15 protein-coding genes are annotated in these 19,314 nt (G+C 62.9%); 10 read left to right on the top strand and 5 right to left on the bottom strand.

The genetic code is table 11. The features are described from left to right. Positions 1-51: 51 nt before the first annotated feature. Both HU737_RS09430 and HU737_RS09425 read left to right on the top strand, forming a co-directional pair. A complete protein-coding gene (locus HU737_RS09430; RefSeq protein WP_186554508.1) occupies positions 52-1,257 on the top strand; it encodes an MFS transporter in 1,206 nt (401 codons plus the stop codon). Positions 1,258-1,423: 166 nt separating this feature from the next. Beyond that, the gene (locus HU737_RS09425; protein ID WP_186554509.1) at positions 1,424-1,978 is read left to right on the top strand and encodes a hypothetical protein; all 555 of its coding nucleotides are present in this window, start codon (positions 1,424-1,426) and stop codon (positions 1,976-1,978) included. A 10-nt stretch (positions 1,979-1,988) separates the two neighbouring features. On the opposite strand, the gene HU737_RS09420 is transcribed toward HU737_RS09425, so the two are convergent. Next, positions 1,989-2,810: a formate/nitrite transporter family protein gene (locus HU737_RS09420; RefSeq protein WP_186554510.1), complete on the bottom strand. Its 822-nt coding sequence runs from the start codon at positions 2,808-2,810 to the stop codon at positions 1,989-1,991. Positions 2,811-2,877: 67 nt separating this feature from the next. Next, positions 2,878-3,318 (bottom strand): cyanase, encoded by a 441-nt coding sequence (gene cynS, locus HU737_RS09415; RefSeq protein ID WP_186554610.1) that lies wholly within the window; start codon positions 3,316-3,318, stop codon positions 2,878-2,880. Positions 3,319-3,520: 202 nt separating this feature from the next. Here cynS and HU737_RS09410 point away from each other — a divergent pair, with 202 nt between their 5' ends. Then, positions 3,521-5,401 carry a sigma-54 interaction domain-containing protein gene (locus tag HU737_RS09410; protein ID WP_186554511.1) on the top strand — a complete coding sequence of 627 codons (1,881 nt, stop codon included), beginning with the start codon at positions 3,521-3,523 and terminating at the stop codon, positions 5,399-5,401. 81 nt (positions 5,402-5,482) lie between these two features. Here the strand turns inward: HU737_RS09410 and HU737_RS09405 are convergent, their stop codons facing one another. Beyond that, positions 5,483-5,962, bottom strand: a complete 480-nt coding sequence (locus tag HU737_RS09405; protein WP_186554512.1) for a nuclear transport factor 2 family protein — start codon at positions 5,960-5,962, stop codon at positions 5,483-5,485. A gap of 208 nt (positions 5,963-6,170) precedes the next feature. On the opposite strand from HU737_RS09405, the gene HU737_RS09400 reads away from it, so the two are divergent. The 6 genes from HU737_RS09400 (at position 6,171) to HU737_RS09375 (ending at position 14,673) form a co-directional block, all read left to right on the top strand. Continuing rightward, a complete protein-coding gene (locus tag HU737_RS09400) occupies positions 6,171-6,638 on the top strand; it encodes a (2Fe-2S)-binding protein (protein ID WP_186554513.1) in 468 nt (155 codons plus the stop codon). Further along, positions 6,638-8,881 carry a xanthine dehydrogenase family protein molybdopterin-binding subunit gene (locus HU737_RS09395; protein ID WP_186554514.1) on the top strand — a complete coding sequence of 748 codons (2,244 nt, stop codon included), beginning with the start codon at positions 6,638-6,640 and terminating at the stop codon, positions 8,879-8,881. Before HU737_RS09400 ends, HU737_RS09395 begins: the two co-directional genes overlap by 1 nt. 20 nt (positions 8,882-8,901) lie before the next feature. Beyond that, entirely contained in the window at positions 8,902-10,254 is a 1,353-nt protein-coding gene (locus HU737_RS09390) for a c-type cytochrome (RefSeq protein WP_186554515.1), read from the top strand. Between the two features lie 15 nt (positions 10,255-10,269). Continuing rightward, entirely contained in the window at positions 10,270-11,292 is a 1,023-nt protein-coding gene (locus HU737_RS09385; RefSeq protein WP_186554516.1) for an XdhC family protein, read from the top strand. A 577-nt stretch (positions 11,293-11,869) separates the two neighbouring features. Further along, positions 11,870-13,510 (top strand): MFS transporter, encoded by a 1,641-nt coding sequence (locus tag HU737_RS09380; RefSeq protein WP_186554517.1) that lies wholly within the window; start codon positions 11,870-11,872, stop codon positions 13,508-13,510. A 5-nt stretch (positions 13,511-13,515) separates the two neighbouring features. Then, positions 13,516-14,673 carry an HlyD family secretion protein gene (locus HU737_RS09375; RefSeq protein ID WP_186554518.1) on the top strand — a complete coding sequence of 386 codons (1,158 nt, stop codon included), beginning with the start codon at positions 13,516-13,518 and terminating at the stop codon, positions 14,671-14,673. Here the strand turns inward: HU737_RS09375 and HU737_RS09370 are convergent. Continuing rightward, positions 14,664-15,728 (bottom strand): acyltransferase family protein, encoded by a 1,065-nt coding sequence (locus HU737_RS09370; protein ID WP_186554519.1) that lies wholly within the window; start codon positions 15,726-15,728, stop codon positions 14,664-14,666. The genes HU737_RS09375 and HU737_RS09370 overlap by 10 nt on opposite strands. Positions 15,729-15,779: 51 nt before the next feature. Continuing rightward, the gene (locus HU737_RS09365) at positions 15,780-16,916 is read right to left on the bottom strand and encodes an acyltransferase family protein (protein WP_186554520.1); all 1,137 of its coding nucleotides are present in this window, start codon (positions 16,914-16,916) and stop codon (positions 15,780-15,782) included. Positions 16,917-17,303: 387 nt separating this feature from the next. On the opposite strand from HU737_RS09365, the gene HU737_RS09360 reads away from it, so the two are divergent. Further along, a complete protein-coding gene (locus HU737_RS09360; RefSeq protein ID WP_186554521.1) occupies positions 17,304-19,217 on the top strand; it encodes a hypothetical protein in 1,914 nt (637 codons plus the stop codon). Positions 19,218-19,314 lie beyond the last annotated feature (97 nt).

The following is a 19,314-nucleotide window of genomic DNA, read 5'->3' as shown; positions in this document are numbered from 1 at the left end:
CGATGAGGGCGCGCCATTACCCCACGACGTGCTTCTAACAAGGGTTCACCCATGAAAACAATACGCAACGTCTTGCCCGAAAGCTGGAGCCTGGTGTTCTCTGCCGCCGGTTCCGCCTACGGGGTCGGTTTGCTTGGCCTGTGGGCCTTGCCGTTCCTGATCAGTGCAATCATTCATGACCTGCAGCTCAACGAGGCCCAGGCCGGGCTGCTGATGTCGGCAGAATTTGGCTTCACCATGCTCGCCTCATTGCTGGTCGCGCCGTTCATGGGCCGCGCACCACGGCGCACCCTGGCCTTGCTCGGCACCGTGCTGGCGATCGCCGCCAACCTGGTCAGTGCCAATGTCGACAGCCTCTATGGCCTGGCCGCAGTCCGCTGCGTCGCGGGTATCGGCGCCGGCCTGGCCCTGGCCTGTGGCAATGCGGCGGTGTCCAGCGCCAAGCACCCTGACCGGATCGCCGGGCACATGAACGTGCTTTCGGTGGTCCTGATGATCGTGGTGATGCTCGGCTACGCCAAGGTCATGGCCCTATACGGTCTGTCGGGCTTGTACTACGCCATGGCCGCGACCATGGCGGTGATGCTGTTGGCCATCCCGGCAATGGCCCAACGTGCGCCAGTGGCCGACGCTGCACCCGTGAGCCTTGGCAGCGGCAAGGGCGGCGGCAATATCCTGCTCAGCCTGCCGGCGATCTGCATGATGCTGGCGATGTTCGTGTTCCAGGCCCGCGACACCATGGGCTGGGCCTTCGTCGAACGGATCGGCACGATGGTCGGCTACAGCGGCGATGAGCTGGGCGTACTGTTGTCGTTCCAGTCGTTCGTCGGCCTGATCGGTCCGCTGATCGCGGCCATGGTCGGTAAACGCTTCGGCATGAGCACCCCGGTGATCCTGGCGATCCTGCTGACCGGCGCAACCAGCCTGAGCTACGTGCTTGGCGAGCACTCCAAGACCCTCTACACCGCAGGCGTGATGACCATCTGCGTGACCTATTTCTATGCCCTGAGCTACCTGACTGGCCTGGCCGCAGCGCTGGATCGCGAAGGTCGCGTGGTAGCCGCCGCCAGCAGCTTCCTGAGCCTGGGCCTGGCGGTAGGCCCGGCGATCTCCGGTGGGCTGATCTCCCTGGGCGGCTTCACCCTCGCGGCGTGGGGAATCGGCGTGACCGTGGTGTTGACCTTGCTGCTGGTGAGCGTACCGCTGGCCAGCATTCGCCGTGAGCCTGCGCCCTTGACCGCGGCGGTAGCACTTTAGGCGACACCCTGAGCGTAAGCGACCAACCCGGTCATTGGCTGAGGCAGCCACGCAAGGAGTACATCTGTACTCCTTGCTGGCTTTTGGCAGGGTTTGCATTGCTTACGCAGCGTCGGTAGCCTGACGCCCCCGGCAGATCGCCAGGATGGACAAGGACCGTTTTTCAGTGAATCGCATCAAACCCTGCTTGGCGCTGCTCGCCCTCGCCCCGTTGCTCGGTTGCACACCAAACGAAAAAGAGCTGCAGTTCGACGTCGAGTACGGCCGGTACCAAACCGTCCTGCGTGAGGCAGTCGGCCAGCAAGGCCAACTGAGCTGCAAGGTCAAGATCAAACAGAACCACACAGGCCCCAAATGGGTGCCCTCGGTGATTCTCGCCGCCGCCGAAGACGATGCTGAAGACGACACCTTGTTTCTCTCCAGCGATCCGGTCGCAGGCAGTGACCAGCGCCGCTTCCACCTGCGCACCTTCAACCGCGCCAAGCCAATCATCGACGCCGCGGTGCTGCGCGCCCCCAACAACGATGACGCCTTCGGCCTGCGCCTGAGCTGGCACCGCGATGGCGCGATTAGCTACCAGGTTGATAATGGCGATGGCTGGACTGCGGCGCAGAGGGTCGGTAAACCCGGCTTTTCGGTACGCCACGTCAGCGTGCATGCCAGCGGCCTGACCGGCACCGCCACTTGCCTGCTAACCGACAACGACGCAACGACCGACTGACCTTGGCCGGTTAAGGCCGCACGACCTGGGCCGCCTTGCCGGCAGTGCGGATGTGCGTGCCATACAAGGTCAGCCCGGTGAAGGCCAAGCCACCGACCAGGTTACCCAGCACGGTGGGGATCTCGTTCCACACCAGGTAATCCATGACCGAGAAGCCGCCGCCCATGATCATCGCCGACGGGAACAGGAACATGTTCACCACCGAATGCTCGAAACCCATGTAGAAGAACAGCATGATCGGCATCCACATGGCGATCACCTTGCCGCTCACTGAGGTGGAAATCATCGCCCCGACCACCCCCATCGACACCATCCAGTTGCACAGTACCCCGCGCAGGAAAATCGTCAGCCAGCCGGCAAGTCCGTATTGCTCATAGCCCAAGGTCCTCGCCTCGCCGATGCTGGCGATCTTTTCCCCCACGGCGCCTGGGGAGGCGTTGAAGCCATAGGTGAAGACAAAGGCCATCATCAACGCGACGGTCAAGGCGCCGGCAAAGTTGCCGACGAACACCAGCCCCCAGTTGCGCAGGATGCCCTGCACCGTGACTCCCGGGCGTTTATCCAGCAGCGCCAGGGGCGTGAGCATGAACACCCCGGTAAGCAGGTCGAAGCCCATCAGGTACAGCATCGAAAAGCCGACCGGGAACAGCACTGCGCCAAGCAGGGCCGAACCGGTCTGTACTGCGATGGTGACGGCGAACACCGCAGCCAGCGCCAGAATGGCGCCAGCCATGTAGCTGCGGATCAGGGTGTCGCGGGTCGACATGTGGATCTTCGAGGCGCCGGCATCGAGCATCTTGGTGACGAACTCGGCGGGTAGTAGATAGGACATTGCAGTTTCCCTCGGCACAAAGCGGTCAAGGACGCCCCATCACTGAGGCGCCAGAATGGCAGATCGATTACCAGGAGCGGTACGGCAAAAACTTGCCATTGAGGGTCAGCAGCACGCGGTCGCCCTTGGGGTCCTCGATTTTTTCGACATGCATCGAGAAGTCGATCGCGCTCATGATGCCGTCGCCGAACTTCTCCTGAATCACGTCTTTAAGGGTCGGGCCGTACACCCCGACCACTTCGTACAAGCGATAGATCAAAGGGTCCTGAGGGATGGCCTGGTCCCAGCCCTTGACCGGGTAAGCGGTCATTGCCGTGGCGACTTCGGCGTCCAGTTCGAGCACTTCACACAGATGCGCGGCCACCTCCTGGGGCGCGCTGTTCATGCCGTAGCAGACTGACGCCAACCACACCGGCGCCTTACCCACGGCAGCGCTGAGGTCATCCCAGCTAAAGCCTTTACGCGCTTTGGCGGCCATGATCAGGTGGTGCATTTCAACTTTGTTCATCATGTTTATCTCTCGGGTTAGCGGTTAGGACTAAACGCTCTATAGCGAGAGATGTGCCAATTGTGCTTAATCTATAGATCGTTGAATTTATTGATATTTTCCTCTACGTACCGAGACGCGGATTGACGATAGTTCGTTAATAACGAAATATCGGGACTCTACTGACGAAGTTTCGTTAAATCGAACCCACAGGAAAACGCCCATGCCCGCCCCTCTGGCGCCGCAGATTTGCGCCGATGCGCCCATTGCCATGTTGCTGGTCGATGCTGTCGAGGACCGCATCGTGCAAGCCAACCTCGCCGCGCTAGAGCTGCTGGCCTGCTCGGCGCAGGCGGCAGATGAGCTTGCGTTCAGCCAGTTCTTGCGCGGTGCCATTTCGCTATGGGTGAGCTTCAGCGATGAAGTCCTGACCCAAGGCCAGGCGTGGTCGGACGATTTGACCCTGGTCGACCTGCTGCACCGCCAACAAGCGGTCGAGATCACCGCCCGGGCCATGGATCAGCAGCGCATCCTGATGATGATCCAGCGTCGCGACCTGCTCGAGCAGCGCCGCAACCGCGCCGAGGCGCGCCGGCAACATCGCCTTGGCCATGTCGGCTGGGAACGCATCAGCCAGGTCTTCGAGCGCATCCAGCAACAGAACCGGCTGATCCTTGGCGCCGTCGGGGAAGGCATTTACGGCCTGGATACCCGCGGCCAGACCACCTTCATCAACCCTGCGGCCGAACGTATTCTGGGCTGGAGCGCTGCCGACATGATCGGCCAGGACGCCCACCAACTGTTCCATCACAGCCACAGCGACGGCCGGGTGTTTGCCGTCAACCAGTGCCCCATTCATGCCTCGTTCAGCGATGGCCAGGTGCATCGGGTCGACCACGAGGTGTTCTGGCACAAGAATGGCGAGCCGATCGCCGTCGAATACACCAGCACACCGATTTTCGAGATGGGCAGGCTGGTCGGCGCCGTGGTGCTGTTTCGCGATATTCGCCAGCGCCAGCGTACCGAGGCGCGACTGCGTGAAGCGCTCACTGAGGTCGAGCAATTGCAGCGCCGGCTGGAAATGGAAAACCAGTACCTGCAAGAAGAGATCAACGCCCAGGCCAACCACCACGAAATCGTTGGTAAGAGCCCGGCCGTGCGCCACCTGATCCAGCAGATCGAGCTGGTCGCCGCCACCGATGCCAACGTGCTGGTCAGCGGCGAATCCGGCACCGGCAAGGAGCTGATTGCCCGTGCCATCCATGCCAGCAGTCGCCGCGCTGACCGCCCACTGATCCGGGTCAACTGCGCGGCAATCCCTCGCGAACTGTTCGAAAGCGAGTTTTTCGGTCATCTCAAGGGCGCATTCACCGGCGCCGTGAGCAACCGCGTCGGCCGCTTCGAACTGGCCGACGGCGGTACGTTGTTCCTCGACGAGGTGGGTGAAATCCCCCTTGAGCTGCAGAGTAAGCTGCTACGCGTACTGCAGGATCGCCAGTTCGAGGCGGTTGGCGATAACCGCACCCGGGCGGTGGATGTGCGGGTGATCGCCGCGACCAACCGTGATCTGCGCGAAATGGTCGCCCAGGGCAGTTTCCGCGAAGACCTGTATTTTCGTCTGAATGTGTTTCCGATCCGCTCGGTGCCGCTGCGTGAGCGGCTTGAAGACATCCCCCTGCTCGCCAGCCACTTCCTCAAGCGGGCCAGTCAGGCCTTCAACAAACCCGATGTGCGCATGCCCCTGACGCAGGTCGAGGTGCTCAAGCAGTACCCCTGGCCGGGCAATATCCGCGAACTGCAAAACGTCATCGAACGCCAGACCATCGTCGCCCGCGAGGGGCGGGTCAGCTTCGACGAATTACTGGCAAGCAGCGGTCAAGCTCATCGCAGCCAGCCAACCCCAGCTACGGCCGATGCTGAACCGACTGCCGATCAAGAGTGGCAACGACAGATCCAGCTCAATGTCATCAGCGTCCTCAAACGCACGGCAGGCAAGATATCGGGCGCGCACGGGGCTGCGCAGCTGCTGGGGCTCAAGCCCACCACGCTGGCCTCGCGCCTGAAAAAGTGGGGGATCGATCCGCGCCAGTACAAGGGCCATTGAGCGTTTGTTGTCTGCACGCCCCTTAACGCGCTGCGACTCGTCGCGCGATAAGGCCAGAATGCACAACAACAATCGCCCATTCTACAGCCCCAACTCAGACAACCCCGGATGACCATCCGGCCGCCGCCCCAGCGGCCAGAGGTACTTGCGATCCGAGGGATGAATGGGCAGATCATTGATACACGCAAAGCGCACCGCCATCAGCCCATCGTCGGCAAACTCCCAGTTCTCGTTGCCGTAAGAGCGAAACCAGTTCCCCGAATCATCGTGCCATTCATAGGCATAACGCACGGCAATACGATTGGCGCTGAAGGCCCACAGTTCCTTGATCAGGCGGTAGTCGAGTTCTTTATTCCATTTACGGGTCAGAAACGCCTCGACCTCGTCTCGGCCATGAATGAACTCAGCGCGGTTGCGCCACTGGGTGTCGAGGGTATAGGCCGTGGCCACCTTCTTCGGATCACGGCTGTTCCAGCCATCCTCGGCCATTCGCACTTTTTCGATAGCCGATTCGCGGGTGAACGGCGGCAATGGCGGGCGGGTGCTGGTAGCGGATGTCATGGCGGTTCTCCTGAGTGTTTGAAGCACTCAACCAAATTAGCCCAACTTCACAGTCCCGTGCCGATTGACCGGATCTCGGCAGGATCGTGCAAACCTGCACGTCTGGCCCTGTGCTAGGTTTTCTGCAGGGTGCGCGCAGAGCCAGCTGCGCGGCGCGACCGATAAAAACTAAAGATCGATCAACCAACCGACTGATTACGGGTGAGCCATGCAGCTTCGAATCAACCAAAAGACCTACGAGGTCGATGCAGAAGCGGATACCCCCCTGCTCTGGGTGATCCGCGATGATCTGGGCATGACCGGCACCAAATACGGCTGCGGCCTGGCCCAATGCGGCGCCTGTTCGGTGCTGGTCGACGGTAATGTGGTGCGTGCCTGCGTCACCCCGGTGGCCGGGGTGGTTGGGCGCGAGATCACCACCATCGAGGCCATCGAAGCGGACGAGGTTGGCAAGCGGGTGGTCGCGACCTGGGTAGAAAAGCAAGTTGCCCAATGCGGCTACTGCCAGTCCGGGCAAGTCATGGCGGCCACCGCGCTGCTCAAGCACAACCCCAAGCCCAGCGATGAGCAAATTGCCGCGGCGATGGTCAACCTGTGCCGCTGCGGCACCTACAACGCGATCCACAGCGCCGTGCACGCCTTGGCCGAACAGCCTGCTCAACAGGAGAATGCCTGATGAACACGCCCGTCGATTACCCGGCCGACCTGTTGCAGTTGGATCAGCCGGTCAACCTCTCGCGGCGGCGCTTTCTGGCTGGCAGCGCAATCGGCGCGTTGGTGCTGGGCTTTGGCCTGCCGATTGGCGTCTCGCGGGTTCAGGCCGCGGCCGCTACAGCACCGGCCCAGGGTACCCAGGTACCGGCGTTCCTGGAGATTCGCCCGGACAACAGCATTCGCCTGCTCAGCCCGTTCATGGAGGGTGGCCAAGGCACCTTCACCGCCATGGCGCAGATCGTCGGCGAAGAGCTCGACGCCGATCCTGCGACCTTCCTGGTCGAGGCCGCGCCGCCTGGCGAGGCCTACGTGGTGATGGAGAACGGCATGCGCATCACCGGCGGCAGCATGTCGGTGCGCATGAGCTATCCCACCATGCGCCGCCTCGGCGCCTTGGCGCGGGCCATGCTGCTGCAGGCCGGCGCCGAGCGGCTGGGAGTGCCGGTCAGCGAGCTGAGCACCGAACCGGGCCGGGTGCTGCATGCAGCTTCAGGCCGGTCGCTGAGCTACGGCGAGCTGGCCAGCCAGGCGATGGACCTGCCAGTGCCCGACCCGGCCAGCATCCAACTGCGTGCCCCCAGCCAATTCCGCTGGATCGGCAAGCCGGTCAAGCGCGTCGACGCCTACGACAAATCCACCGGCAAGGCGCTGTACTGCATCGACCTGAAACTCGACGGCATGCTGCATGCCGCCGTGCAACACGCCCCGCGCCTGGGCATGAAGGTGGGCGAGCTGCGCAATGAAGCCCAGGTCAAGGCCATGCCAGGGGTGCATTCGATTCATCAACTCCCCGGCGCGGTGGCCGTGGTCGCCGAGCGCTGGTGGCATGCCAAGCGTGCGGTGGAGGCGATCCAGGTGCAGTGGCAGGAGCCGGCCGCCGACACCCCGGTGCGACCCATGCCGGCAGATTTTTCCACCGAGGGTTTCCGTGAACGACTAAGCAGCGCGACCAGCCCTGCGCGTGACGAAGAAGTACAAGGCGACTTCGCCAAAGCGTTGGACGGCGCCAAGACCAAGGTCGAGGCGACCTACCACAACCAGTTTCTCAACCACGCGCAACTGGAGCCGCCCTCCGCCTTGGCACGCTTCAACGCCGATGGCTCGCTGGAGGTCTGGCTGCCCAACCAGGCGCCAGACATGTTCCGCGCCGACATCGCCAAGCGTACCGGCCTGGATCCGGCGCAGATCACCCTGCACTCACCACTGCTGGGCGGCTTCTTTGGTCGGCACTTCCTCTACGACAGCGCCAACCCCTACCCGCAAGCCATCGCCCTGGCCAAGGCGGTCGGCCGGCCGATCAAGTTGATCTGGAGCCGCGAGGAAGAGTTTTTGCGCGATGTGCTGCGGCCCATGGCCGTGGTCAAGTTCCGCGCCGGGCTCGATGCCGATGGCCTGCCGGTAGCCATTGAGGCAGTCAGCGCCACCGAAGGGCCGACCGAGGCGATCGCTGGCAAGCAAGCCGAGAAGATCGACCCCACTGCCCTGGAAGGTTTGTCTGGTAAAGCCTACGCCATCGCCAACCGGCGCATCGCGCAGGTCTATGTCAAAGGCCCGGCGATGCTCGGTTACTGGCGTTCGGTGGGCAACTCGATGAACGACTTCTTCTACGAAGCCTTCCTCGATGAACTGGCCGATAAAGGCGGCCAGGATCCGTTCGAACTGCGCCGACGCCTGCTGCGCGACAACCAACGCTTGAGCACCCTGCTCGAAGCGGTGGGCGAGCTGTCGGGCGGCTGGAAGCGCGGCCCGTTCACGGCCGAGGATGGCAGCAAGCGCGCCCGCGGCGTGGCCATGGCCTCGCCGTTCGGCTCCGAGGCGGCAGTGATTGCCGAGGTGTCGATTGAAAACGGCCAGGTCCGGGTCCACGACATCTGGCAGGCGATCGACCCCGGCAGCATCGTCAACCCGGCGATTGTCGAGGCGCAGGTCAATGGTGCAGTGGCCCTGGGCCTGTCCCAGGTGCTGCTGGAGGAAGCGGTGTATGTCGACGGCAAGCCGCGCGCGCGCAACTACGACCTCTACCCAATCCTGCCTGCAGCGCGTATGGCGCGGGTGCATGTGCGCATTGTCGAAAGCGGCGAGAAGATGGGCGGGATCGGTGAGCCGCCTTTGCCTGCCGTAGCCCCGGCGGTGGCCAATGCGGTGGCGCGGCTGACGGGCCAGCGCATCCGTAGCATGCCGCTGTCGCGCTATACCTTCAGCTAGCTGGCCAGGACGACCTGCACATGACGCAAAAATCAACTGCAAGAACCCTAGGCTTGCTGGCCGTACCGTGCCTGATCGCGGCGGGCCTGCTGGCCTGGTCTGTCACCCGTGAGCCTGGCTCACCGTTCGATGCGCAAGCCAGCAGCCAGGCCACTGTGGATCAAGCCCTGATCCAACGCGGCGAATACGTGGCCAGGCTCAGCGACTGCGTGGCCTGTCACAGCCTGCCCGAAGGCGCACCCTTTGCCGGCGGGCTGAAGATGGCGACGCCGTTGGGGGCGATCTATGCCACCAACATCACCCCCGACGCCAGCCATGGCATTGGCGCTTACAGCCTGGCGGACTTCGACAGGGCGGTTCGGCACGGGGTCGCGCCTGGAGGGCGCCGGCTGTATCCGGCAATGCCCTACCCCTCCTACGCCAAGCTCAGTGACGATGATGTGCGTGCCCTGTATGCCTTCTTCATGAAAGGCGTGCGGGCAGCCGAGCAGCCCAATAAACCGGGGGAAATCCCCTGGCCACTCAACCTGCGCTGGCCAATTGCCCTGTGGAATGGCGTTTTCACCGATGCTGCCCCGTACGCGGCAAAAACCGAGCAAGACCCGCTGTGGAACCGTGGCGCCTACATCGTCCAAGGCCCCGGCCACTGCGGCAGTTGCCATACACCGCGCGGCCTGGCGTTCAACGAAAAGGCCCTGAGCGAGCATGGCAGCGCGTTCGTCGCCGGGGCCTTGCTCGATGGCTGGTACGCGCCCAGCCTGCGCAATGACCCCAATACCGGCCTGGGGCGCTGGAGCGAGGCGGACATCGTGCGCTTTCTCAAGACCGGTCGTAACCAGCATGCGGTGGTCTATGGCTCGATGACCGAGGCGTTCAACAACTCGACCCAGTTCATGAGCGACGATGATCTGGCGGCCATCGCCCGTTACCTGAAATCCTTGCCCGGCGATCCCCAGCGTGATGGGCAACCCTGGCAGTACCAGGCGGTGTCGGCGGCTACCCGCCTGCAAGCGCCGGGTGCACATACCTATGTCACCGTCTGCGCCTCCTGTCATGGCCTGGAGGGCCGTGGCCAGGCCGAGTGGATGCCGCCGCTTGCCGGTGCCACCTCAGCCCTGGCCAAGGAAACTGCCTCGGCCATCAACATCACCCTCAATGGCTCGCAACGGGTGGTCACTGCCGGGGTACCGGACGCTTACCGCATGCCGGCGTTTCGTGAGCAGTTGAGCGACCGCGAGATCGCCGATGTGCTGAGCTTCGTGCGCAGCACCTGGGGCAATCATGGCGGCGCTGTGCAGGCGCAAGAGGTAGCCAAGCTGCGCGAACACACCGGGCCTGCCAGTGCCAGCCCGATCATTTTGCAGATGCGCTGAACAGGAGGCGACGGGATGGAGAGCATTGACCTGATGGTCCTGCGTAGCGCCCGCGACTGGCTGGCTGCCGGCGAGCGGGTGTTGTTGGCTACGGTGGCGCGCACCTGGGGTTCCTCGCCACGGCCGGTAGGCTCGATGATGGTGCTGCGCGAGGACGGCCGGGTGGTCGGTAGCGTGTCGGGCGGCTGCATCGAAGATGATCTGATCCACCGCTACACCCGAGTTTATGGCGGCGCGGGTATTGCCCCAGGGTTGCCCCAGGTGGTGCGGTACGGGGTCAGCGCGGATGAGGCGCACCGTTTCGGGTTGCCGTGTGGCGGTACCCTGGAGCTGATCCTGGAGTTCAATCCTTGCCAGCAGTTGCTCGAGCAGCTGTTGGCTCGGCTCGATGCCGGCGAGCTGGCGCGGCGCACGCTGGATCTGTCCCGCGGTGAAGTGCGCCTTGAGCCTAGCGCCAGCCCGGATCAGTTCAGCTTTGATGGTCGGTACATGATCAGCACCCTTGGCCCCGGTTATCGCATGCTGTTGATCGGCGCCGGGGCATTGGCCGAGTACGTCGCCACCATGGCCCAGTTCAATGGCTTCAAAGTCAGCGTCTGCGACCCCCGGCCCGAGTACATGGGGGCCTGCAACGTTGCCGGGGTCGAGCAGTTGGTCGGCATGCCGGACGATGTGGTGCGGGCCTTCCGGCCTGATGTGCGCACCTGCATTCTGGCCTTGAGCCACGACCCCAAGCTCGACGACCTGGCCTTGCTCGAAGCACTGCATAGCCCGGCGTTCTACATTGGCGCCATAGGCTCGCGGCGCAACAGTCAGCAACGCCGCGAGCGCTTGATCGAGCACTTTGGTGAGACCCAAGCCTCGCTCAAGCGCCTGCACGGACCTATTGGCATCTACATCGGCAGCAAGACCCCGGCGGAGATTGCCGTGAGCGTCATGGCCGAGATTCTTGCGGTAAAGAACAACGTGGCGTTGCCCGGCGAAGTGTCGGTGACCCATGCCAAGCGAGCCAAGGAGCGGCAATTGCTTGCCGGCTGAAAGCGGCGTCGTACTTTTCGCGGGCAAGCCCGCTCCCACAGGGTCCTGGTTGGACCTGAAAAGTGCTGTCCTGCCAAGGAACCCGAGTACAGCAGCCTGGCACTGGATATCCACCTAACCCGGCAATAACCTGCTCCCAAAGGGCCCGGCTGGACCTGAAAAGTGTTGACCTGCCAAGAGACCTGAGTGCAGCAGCCTGTCCCTGAACACCCACTGACCCCGAGAACAGCCTGCTCCCACAGGGGCCCGGTTGAACCTAATAAAATGCTGACCTGCCAAGGGTCCTCAATACAGCAGCCTGCACCTGGATACCCACTGAACCCGAGAACAGCCGGCCCCCCAAAGGGGTCCGGTTGAACCTAATAAAATACTGACCTGCCAAGAGACCTGAGTGCAGCAGCCTGTACCTGAGCACCCACTGCCCCCGAGAACAACCGGAACCCTGTGGGAGCGGGCTTGCCCGCGAAGAGGCCGGAACTAAGCCCATCCTCTCAGGATCAATCGCCCATCTGAAAATTTCCTTTGCCAGGCCGCTCGCGTAGAGTTTGCCTACGCGAACCAGGCCCCCGCACCTGCAATGGACAAATACACCCCCCGCCAGTGGCTGCCTCACGAAAAACCCACCCTGCCCGGCTCTCCGTCGACGCCCCTGCACGCCCCAGGCACACGCCTGGCCTACGGCGCCGTCGGTTTGCTGGTGGCGATCACCGGCGGCCTGGGCAACGCGCTGGTCACCGCCAACCTGACCTTCCTGCAGGGCGCACTGGGCGCCACCACCGCCGAGATGGCCTGGCTACCGGCGGCATTCGTCATGACCAACGTGTCGATGAACCTGTTGCTGGTGAAGTTCCGCCAGCAGTTCGGCCTGCGCGCCTTCACCGAGGTGTTCCTGGTGCTCTACGCACTGGTGACCTTCGCCCACCTGTTCGTCAACGACCTCAACTCGGCGATTGCCGTGCGCGCCGCGCACGGTATGGTCGGGGCCGCGCTGAGCTCACTGGGCCTGTACTACATGATCCAGGCCTTCCCTGCGCAGTGGCGCTTGAAGGCCATGGTACTAGGCCTGGGCGCCTCGCAGTTGGCCGTACCGCTGGCCCGGGTGTTCTCCGAAGATTTACTGCAAATCGCCGAATGGCGCGGGTTGTACATGTTCGAGTTGGGCTTGGCATTGGCCGCATTGGGCTGCGTGTTGCTGCTCAAATTGCCCCCGGGTGACCGGTTCAAAACCTTCGAGCCGCTGGATTTTCTCACCTTCTCGCTGATGGCCAGCGGCACCGCCCTGCTCTGCGCCGCCCTGTCGTTGGGGCGTATCGACTGGTGGTTGGATGCGCCATGGATCGGCGTCGCCCTGGCAGCGGCGATCGGTTTGATCTGCGCGGGCCTGGCGATCGAGCACAACCGCAGCAACCCGCTGCTGATGACCCGCTGGCTAGGCAGCGCGGCAGTGATCCGCCTGGCCTTGTGCGTGATCCTGATCCGCATGGTCACCTCCGAGCAATCGACCGGCGCGGTGGGCTTTCTGCAAACCCTGAACCTGGGCAACGAACAACTGCGCAGCCTGTACTGGGTGATGTTGCTCGGCGCGGTCGCCGGGCTTGCCACCAGTGCCCTGACCATCAACCCCAAGCACCTGGTGATGCCGCTGTTCGTCTCGCTCGCGCTAATGGCCAGCGGGGCGTTCATGGACAGCAGCTCAAGCAACCTGACCCGACCTGCGCAGATGTACCTGAGCCAATTCATGCTGGCCTTCGGCAGCACGTTTTTTCTCGGCCCCTCGATGGCCTTGGGCATCAGCCATGTGCGCGCCAACCCACGCAACCTGGTCAGTTTTTCGGTGATGTTCGGCATCTGTAACAACCTCGGCGGCTTGATCGGCGCGGCCTTGCTGGGCACCTTCCAGACCGTGCGCGAGAAGTTTCATTCGAGCAACCTCGCCGAGCAGTTGAGCCGCCTTGAACCGCTGGTCAACGCCAGGGTGCAGAGCGGCGGCAGCGGCTATGCCGGGATCGTCGCCGCCCCCGGCCTGCGCAGCGAAGTCGGCACCCGCCTGTTGGCCAATGCCGCCACCCGCGAAGCCAATGTGCTGGCCTACAACGATGTGTTCATGTTGATCGGCACGATTGCCGTGCTGACCATGCTGTGGATCTTGCTACGCAGCCTCTGGGTCTGGTACACGACTCGCACAGCACGCCCTTCCGACACCACCAGCGGCGCTTGAACCTGATGACTCAAGAGACACCGACCACCTCTACCACCGCCATCGCCGAAACCCCGGAAGGCCTCACCCCGCCCAACGAACCGAGCAGCCCCGCACGTTCGCGGCGGGTGCGCGTGCTGTCCTCGATGACCTTTGCCGGCGTGGCCCTGGCCGGCATCCTGCTGGTGCTCTACGCCTGGCGCCTGCCACCCTTCAGCAGCGCCATCGAAAGCACCGAGAACGCGTTGGTGCGCGGCCAGGTGACGATCATCGGCCCGCAACTGGCCGGCTACGTCGTCGAAGTGCCAGTGCATGACTTCCAATTCGTCAAGGCCGGCGACCTGCTGGTGCGCCTGGACGACCGCATCTACAAACAGCGCCTGGCCCAATCGATTGCCCAACTGCAACAACAGCAAGCGGCGTTGGCCAATAACCTGCAACAGCGCAACAGCGCCCAGGCCACCATCGCCCAACGCCAGGCGGCGATCGCCGATGCCGCAGCGCAGGCCGACAAGAGCCAGGCCGACTTGCGCCGTAACCAGGCGCTGGTCAGCGACGGGTCGGTGTCGCGCCGCGAGCTGGACGTCAGCCGCGCCAGTCACGCCGCTGCCCAAGCGAGCCTGGCGCAAGCCAAGGCCGCCCTGGAGATCGCCCGCCAGGACCTGCAAACCGTGATCGTCAACCGCGCAGCGCTAGAGGCTTCGGTAGAGAACGCCAAGGCCGCCGTGGAGCTGGCGCGCATCGATCTGGACAACACCCGGGTAACCGCGCCGCGTGATGGCCAGCTGGGGCAGATCGGCACGCGTCTGGGGGCCTATGTCAATTCCGGGGCGCAGTTGATGGCGCTGGTGCCCGACGCGCGCTGGGTGATCGCCAACATGAAGGAAACGCAGATGGCCAAGGTGCGCATCGGCCAACCGGTGAGCTTTACCGTGGATGCCCTGGACCACCTGAAACTCTACGGCCACGTGCAGCAGATCTCGCCAGCCTCCGGCTCAGAGTTCGCCCTGTTGCAGGCTGACAATGCCACCGGCAACTTCGTCAAGATCGCCCAGCGGATCCCGGTGCGGATCACGGTCGACGCCGATCAGCCCGAGGCGCGGCGGCTGCGCCCGGGGATGTCGGTGGTGGTCAGCATCGATACCCGCGAGCACGCAGAACAGGCGCATCCCGCTCACGATTGAGCATTGCCCGCTGGCGCTACCGGCGTAGCGCCACGCACTGTGCGGCGGTCGATCAGGCGCACGCGCAACCAGCGGGTCAGTGGCAACTCGACCAGCCGATAGACCGCGATTGCCACCACGCAGCACAGGCCAATGCTCACCGGCACCATCACATAAGCCAGCACGCCCGGCGCATCGAATACATGGAACACCTTGTTGAACACCTTCAGTACGTACGGGTGAAACAGGTAGAGCGAGTAACTGGCGTCCCCGATCAGCACCAGCAGCTTGGGCAAGCTGGTTCGCGACAAGCCCAGCACCAGGCTGATGACGATGAGCGCAGCCGGTATCCCGCGCCCCACGCCGCGCCCGATGTCCTCGCCCAGGCTTGCCGACAACGGCATGTAGGCCAGGGCGAGCAAGCCAATCAATACCAGCGCGGCGCGCCCAGTCGAGCCGCCCGGCGCTGCACGCCAGGGCGCGGTGCGTGCATACAACGCATAGCAGCCCATGCCCAGGACGAACTCGAGCAGAATCTGCTGGGTATAGAACCTGGCCAACAGGCTCTCGAAGGTCAGCCATTGACCGAGCATGACCAGCCCCAGCAGCAAGCCCGAACAGATCAACAACCGATAACGATGACTGATCGCCATGGACAGGGCGAATACGGCGTAGAAGAACATCTCGAAGTTCAGCGTCCAGCCCAGGTACAGCAGCGGCTGCACGAACTCGCCCTTCTGGTAGGGAATGAACAGCAACGACTTGACCAGGCCGGTCAAGTCCGCTCGGGTATTGTCCAGCAGGCTGGGCAATACCAACGCCACGCAAAACACCCCGATCGTGCCCAACCAATACAACGGCACCACCCGAATCAGGCGCTTGGTAAAGAAATGGCTGCCTGACTGGGTGGTGACCATGGCCATGATGAAGCCACTGATGACAAAGAAGATATCTACGCCCCAATCGCCATTGCGAAACAGCGGCAGGTGGAAGAACACCACCGCCAGCGCGGCGATGGCGCGCAGCATTTGGATACTGTCCAGCTTGTCAGCCGGAGCCTGGGCAACGGAGGTCATGGCCACATCCTTTCAGTCAGCCTCGGGAGGCGGTAGCGCGACGTAGCCGGTTTACGACTCCAGCACCGGGCTTTTATTCGCGTGTCTGTTGGCAAGTGCGCGGCCAAGGTTCTGGCCGGTCATTTCCACGTAGCGGTAAGTGAACATCGACACCAGCACCACCATCGCCACTACCAGCAACGCCACCAGGTTGTTCAGCAGTGCACTGCCGGTATCCAGGTAACGCGTGCCGTCGATCATCGGCGCGATATCGATGCCGATCAGCTTCTTGATCAGCATGAACGCCGACACCACGCAAAACAGGATCGCCGCGTGGGTGAGGTAAATGGAGTAGGACAACTTGCCGAACAAGGCAAACCAGCGCCCGGTCAACACGCGTGATACTGCGCCACCGTCAAAGGCGTAGATCAGGATGATGCTGCCGAACAGCGGGCTGGCGACCAAGGCCTTGGCTTCAAAGTCGCTGACCACGAACAGCAAGGCGGCCGCCACGGCAATCACCTCCAGCAGCGACATCAGCCAGAAGCCGGGGCGTTCGAAGTGGGCAAGCTTGAGGTACAGGGTGTAGATCAGGCAGCCGGTGAAAAAGTAAGCCAAGCCGCGCAATGCCTCGATAGTGAACAAGCCATTACCCACATGCATCAGCCCCAGTGCTGCCACCACCAATGCCGCCCACACCCATTGGCGCAGGCCAGCGGCAATGCTCAAGAGCGAGGCGAAGATCATGTAGGTGTAGTACTCGATGCTGATGCTCCAGGACGGGTAGTTGAACGACAAGGGGTTGGTCCAATGGGTCCAGGACTGCAGCAACAGTGCATTGGGCAGAATTTCAGCAGGCGCATAGCGCTCGGTAAACGGCGCATTGTTGAACTCCATGCCCTGTTGAAAAGCAATATAACGACCGCCTTCCAAAACAATGAATACCGCCAGCATGAACAGGTGCAGGGGCAACAAGCGGAAGGTGCGCGAAATAAAGAACCGGCGAAAGTTGAACTGCGCGCTATTGCCGTAAGCGTGCGCCAGGACAAATCCACTGAGCACAAAGAAGAATGCCACGAACACTTCGGCATGGCGAAAGAACGCCAGCTCGGTAAAACTGCCACTGACCCGCAGGTGATAGCCGACCACCGACAGGGCAAACAGGCCGCGGAAGCTGTCCAGCGAATGGAAACGCCCTTGCGCGCTCATAGCCAAGCCCTTTCCTTGATTACCCCTTCTGGATCAGGTCTAACGAAGCCTTGAAAAAAACCGGCGCCAGGCTTTTGGCATCGCGGTTGATCACGTAAATTTCGTTAGACGATGTCACGTTAGCATCACGCTAATAAAGAGCAAGGACCGCTCATGCCAAGTTAATTTGACGCTTTAACGCGTCAAAAAAACGCGGCGTAAAAAACTGAAATCAAATCCAACAATTAAATATAAAAGCAGCCCTTCAGCGCTGGCGTAAAGCGCCTACCGTTTATCGCATGCAACACCGGCGTTACACCATTGAAGGTTAACCCGGCTATTGTTGTGCAGCAGATAATGGCCCAAGGCCATTTCACTAATGGGTAACCCATCCAGGCAAGGGCTCGTATGAAACGAACGCTGGCGGTTTTGATCTGCGCATTCAGCACCCTGGCCCAGGCGGCCCCCATGCGTTGGGGCGATATTCGCGATGGCAGCCTGTACCTGCAGCCGGCACGCGACGATAGCGTGCGGGTCAGCTGGGTGCCGGCCTGGCAGACCAACGCCAACGAAGAGCGGCTGTACCTGCTCGATGGCCAGGGGCGCTTGCGTGGCGAACGCTTCATTGCCGCCAGCGAAGGCCGTGGCCAGCAGGTCTGGGCGCTGCCGGCCAGCGCCGCCGCCTACCGCCTGGAGGTACCTGGCTACAGTTTTCGCAGCTATCGCGTCGAACACGATGACAACACCGTAGCGCTGTTCGCCCCGACCAAGGTGCACTTCAGCGCCGAAACGCCCAATGGCGTCGAGCTGTACTTCAAAGTCGCTGCCGGTGAGCGGGCGGTGCTGGCAGGCAAGTACTTCGGCGGGGTCAACAGCCTGCAGGCCGAGCGCCTGGGCGACCGCACCCAGGTCACCCTCAAGCTCAAGCCCTACAAGGACTATCCACGCTACGACCAGACCGCCTTGCCAGTCAGCGCCACCGAACAGGTCTGGCGCTTGCGCCTTCACGGCAGCGGCAAGGCAGCGTTCTGGCTGGACGGCACGGCCAACCTGTTCGCCCAACGTGCGCAACATTTGCAGCCACTGCGCCAAGATCCAGGACGTGCCGAACTGCAGCTGCACAAGGACATGCTTGGCCCCACCCCGCGCTTGGGCCTGGCCCTGCCCTACCTGTTACCACCGCCGGCCAGCCGGGGCGCCCTGGACACGCTCAAGCCACGCGCTGGCGGTTTCTATACCGCAGTGGACATCCTCGCCAACCGCCCGCACTACGAAGATGCCTTCAGACGCTTCTACCTGGAGCAAGCCGGCATCGACCTGAACATCACCCTGATGGTCGCCAGCCAGCGCCGTAACGACCTGCAAGCCAACAGCCAGAGCCTGGCCGGCCTGGACGCCTGGCTGGCGGCCACCGTAGCCTTGGGCGGCAAGGGCACCCACTACCTGTCGTTTGCCGACGAGCCCAACTACAACTACCCCGACTACGCCACCTACAAGCGCTACTTCGACGCCATGGACCGCCACGTACGCGCCTACCCGGGCGCGCGCGAGGCCGGGGTGCGGATCGCCATGCCAGCCAGCTCGCGCTTCGTCAACGGCCCGTTCACCGCACGCGGTGAGCAGCACCGCGGGATCGACTGGGCGCGGCGCATGCTCAAGGAGTCCGAGCCGCAGATCGACGCCCTGGCCTGGCACGAATGGATGGTGCGCGACCTGCTGGCCACCCGCGTCTACCGCGACAGCGTGCGGCGCGCCGCTGAAGTGGTCGGTATCAACGCCGAGGGCCGGCCACGCAAGGCGCTGCTGCTCGACCAGACCAACATTTCCCCAGGCCCCAGTGTCAGCCCCTACGAACAGGAAACCCACTTCGCCTCGTTATGGTGGGCCTCGGTGGCGATCAATTCGGCTCAGGATGGCCTGCTCGACATGCTCAACTGGTTCCAGGCGGCAGATGATCCCGACCACATGAAGGGCATGATTCGCCTGCCCGGCCCAGACCGCTTCGAATTGAAACCCGTCGGCCTTGCCCAGCAGTTCATCCAGGCGCACTGGCTCGATCAGGTGCAACGGATGGACAACAGCGCCTTCGAGGTAGATGTCCTGGCCATGGCCCGCGACCGCCAACGCAGCGTGCTCGGCGTGAACAAGGCTGAGCGTCAGCAACACGTGACCCTGCAAGGTGTCGGTCGCGCCTGTCCTTCACTGAGTCTGTTCGGCCCCGACAGCCGCAGCCGCCCGGCAGCGGTCGATTGCACAGGCGGACAGATTCACTTCCAAGTCCCTGCCCAGACCTTGTTCGCCTTGAGCTGGCGGGCGTCCTGAGCCTGATCCTGAGCAGTGCCTTGGGGCGCTGATTCAAGCGCTGCAGCGCACGGGTGCCGAGTGAACTGCGGGTGTGGGTATGAATGAGGCTAGGGTT

The organism is Pseudomonas urmiensis (assembly GCF_014268815.2).
In the GTDB taxonomy this organism is placed as follows: Bacteria; Pseudomonadota; Gammaproteobacteria; order Pseudomonadales; family Pseudomonadaceae; genus Aquipseudomonas; species Aquipseudomonas urmiensis.
Note: the sequence above shows the minus strand (reverse complement) of the source record. Positions and strands in the feature narration are given on the sequence as shown.

Bases quoted from the DNA above. Each gene is read 5' to 3' on its own strand.
- HU737_RS09430 (WP_186554508.1), top strand. From the start codon at position 52: ATGAAAACAATACGCAACGTCTTGCCCGAAAGCTGGAGCCTGGTGTTC.
- HU737_RS09420 (WP_186554510.1), bottom strand. From the start codon at position 2,810: ATGTCCTATCTACTACCCGCCGAGTTCGTCACCAAGATGCTCGATGCC.
- cynS (WP_186554610.1), bottom strand. From the start codon at position 3,318: ATGAACAAAGTTGAAATGCACCACCTGATCATGGCCGCCAAAGCGCGT.
- HU737_RS09410 (WP_186554511.1), top strand. From the start codon at position 3,521: ATGCCCGCCCCTCTGGCGCCGCAGATTTGCGCCGATGCGCCCATTGCC.
- HU737_RS09405 (WP_186554512.1), bottom strand. From the start codon at position 5,962: ATGACATCCGCTACCAGCACCCGCCCGCCATTGCCGCCGTTCACCCGC.
- HU737_RS09400 (WP_186554513.1), top strand. From the start codon at position 6,171: ATGCAGCTTCGAATCAACCAAAAGACCTACGAGGTCGATGCAGAAGCG.
- HU737_RS09395 (WP_186554514.1), top strand. From the start codon at position 6,638: ATGAACACGCCCGTCGATTACCCGGCCGACCTGTTGCAGTTGGATCAG.
- HU737_RS09390 (WP_186554515.1), top strand. From the start codon at position 8,902: ATGACGCAAAAATCAACTGCAAGAACCCTAGGCTTGCTGGCCGTACCG.
- HU737_RS09385 (WP_186554516.1), top strand. From the start codon at position 10,270: ATGGAGAGCATTGACCTGATGGTCCTGCGTAGCGCCCGCGACTGGCTG.
- HU737_RS09380 (WP_186554517.1), top strand. From the start codon at position 11,870: ATGGACAAATACACCCCCCGCCAGTGGCTGCCTCACGAAAAACCCACC.
- HU737_RS09375 (WP_186554518.1), top strand. From the start codon at position 13,516: ATGACTCAAGAGACACCGACCACCTCTACCACCGCCATCGCCGAAACC.
- HU737_RS09370 (WP_186554519.1), bottom strand. From the start codon at position 15,728: ATGACCTCCGTTGCCCAGGCTCCGGCTGACAAGCTGGACAGTATCCAA.
- HU737_RS09365 (WP_186554520.1), bottom strand. From the start codon at position 16,916: ATGAGCGCGCAAGGGCGTTTCCATTCGCTGGACAGCTTCCGCGGCCTG.
- HU737_RS09360 (WP_186554521.1), top strand. From the start codon at position 17,304: ATGAAACGAACGCTGGCGGTTTTGATCTGCGCATTCAGCACCCTGGCC.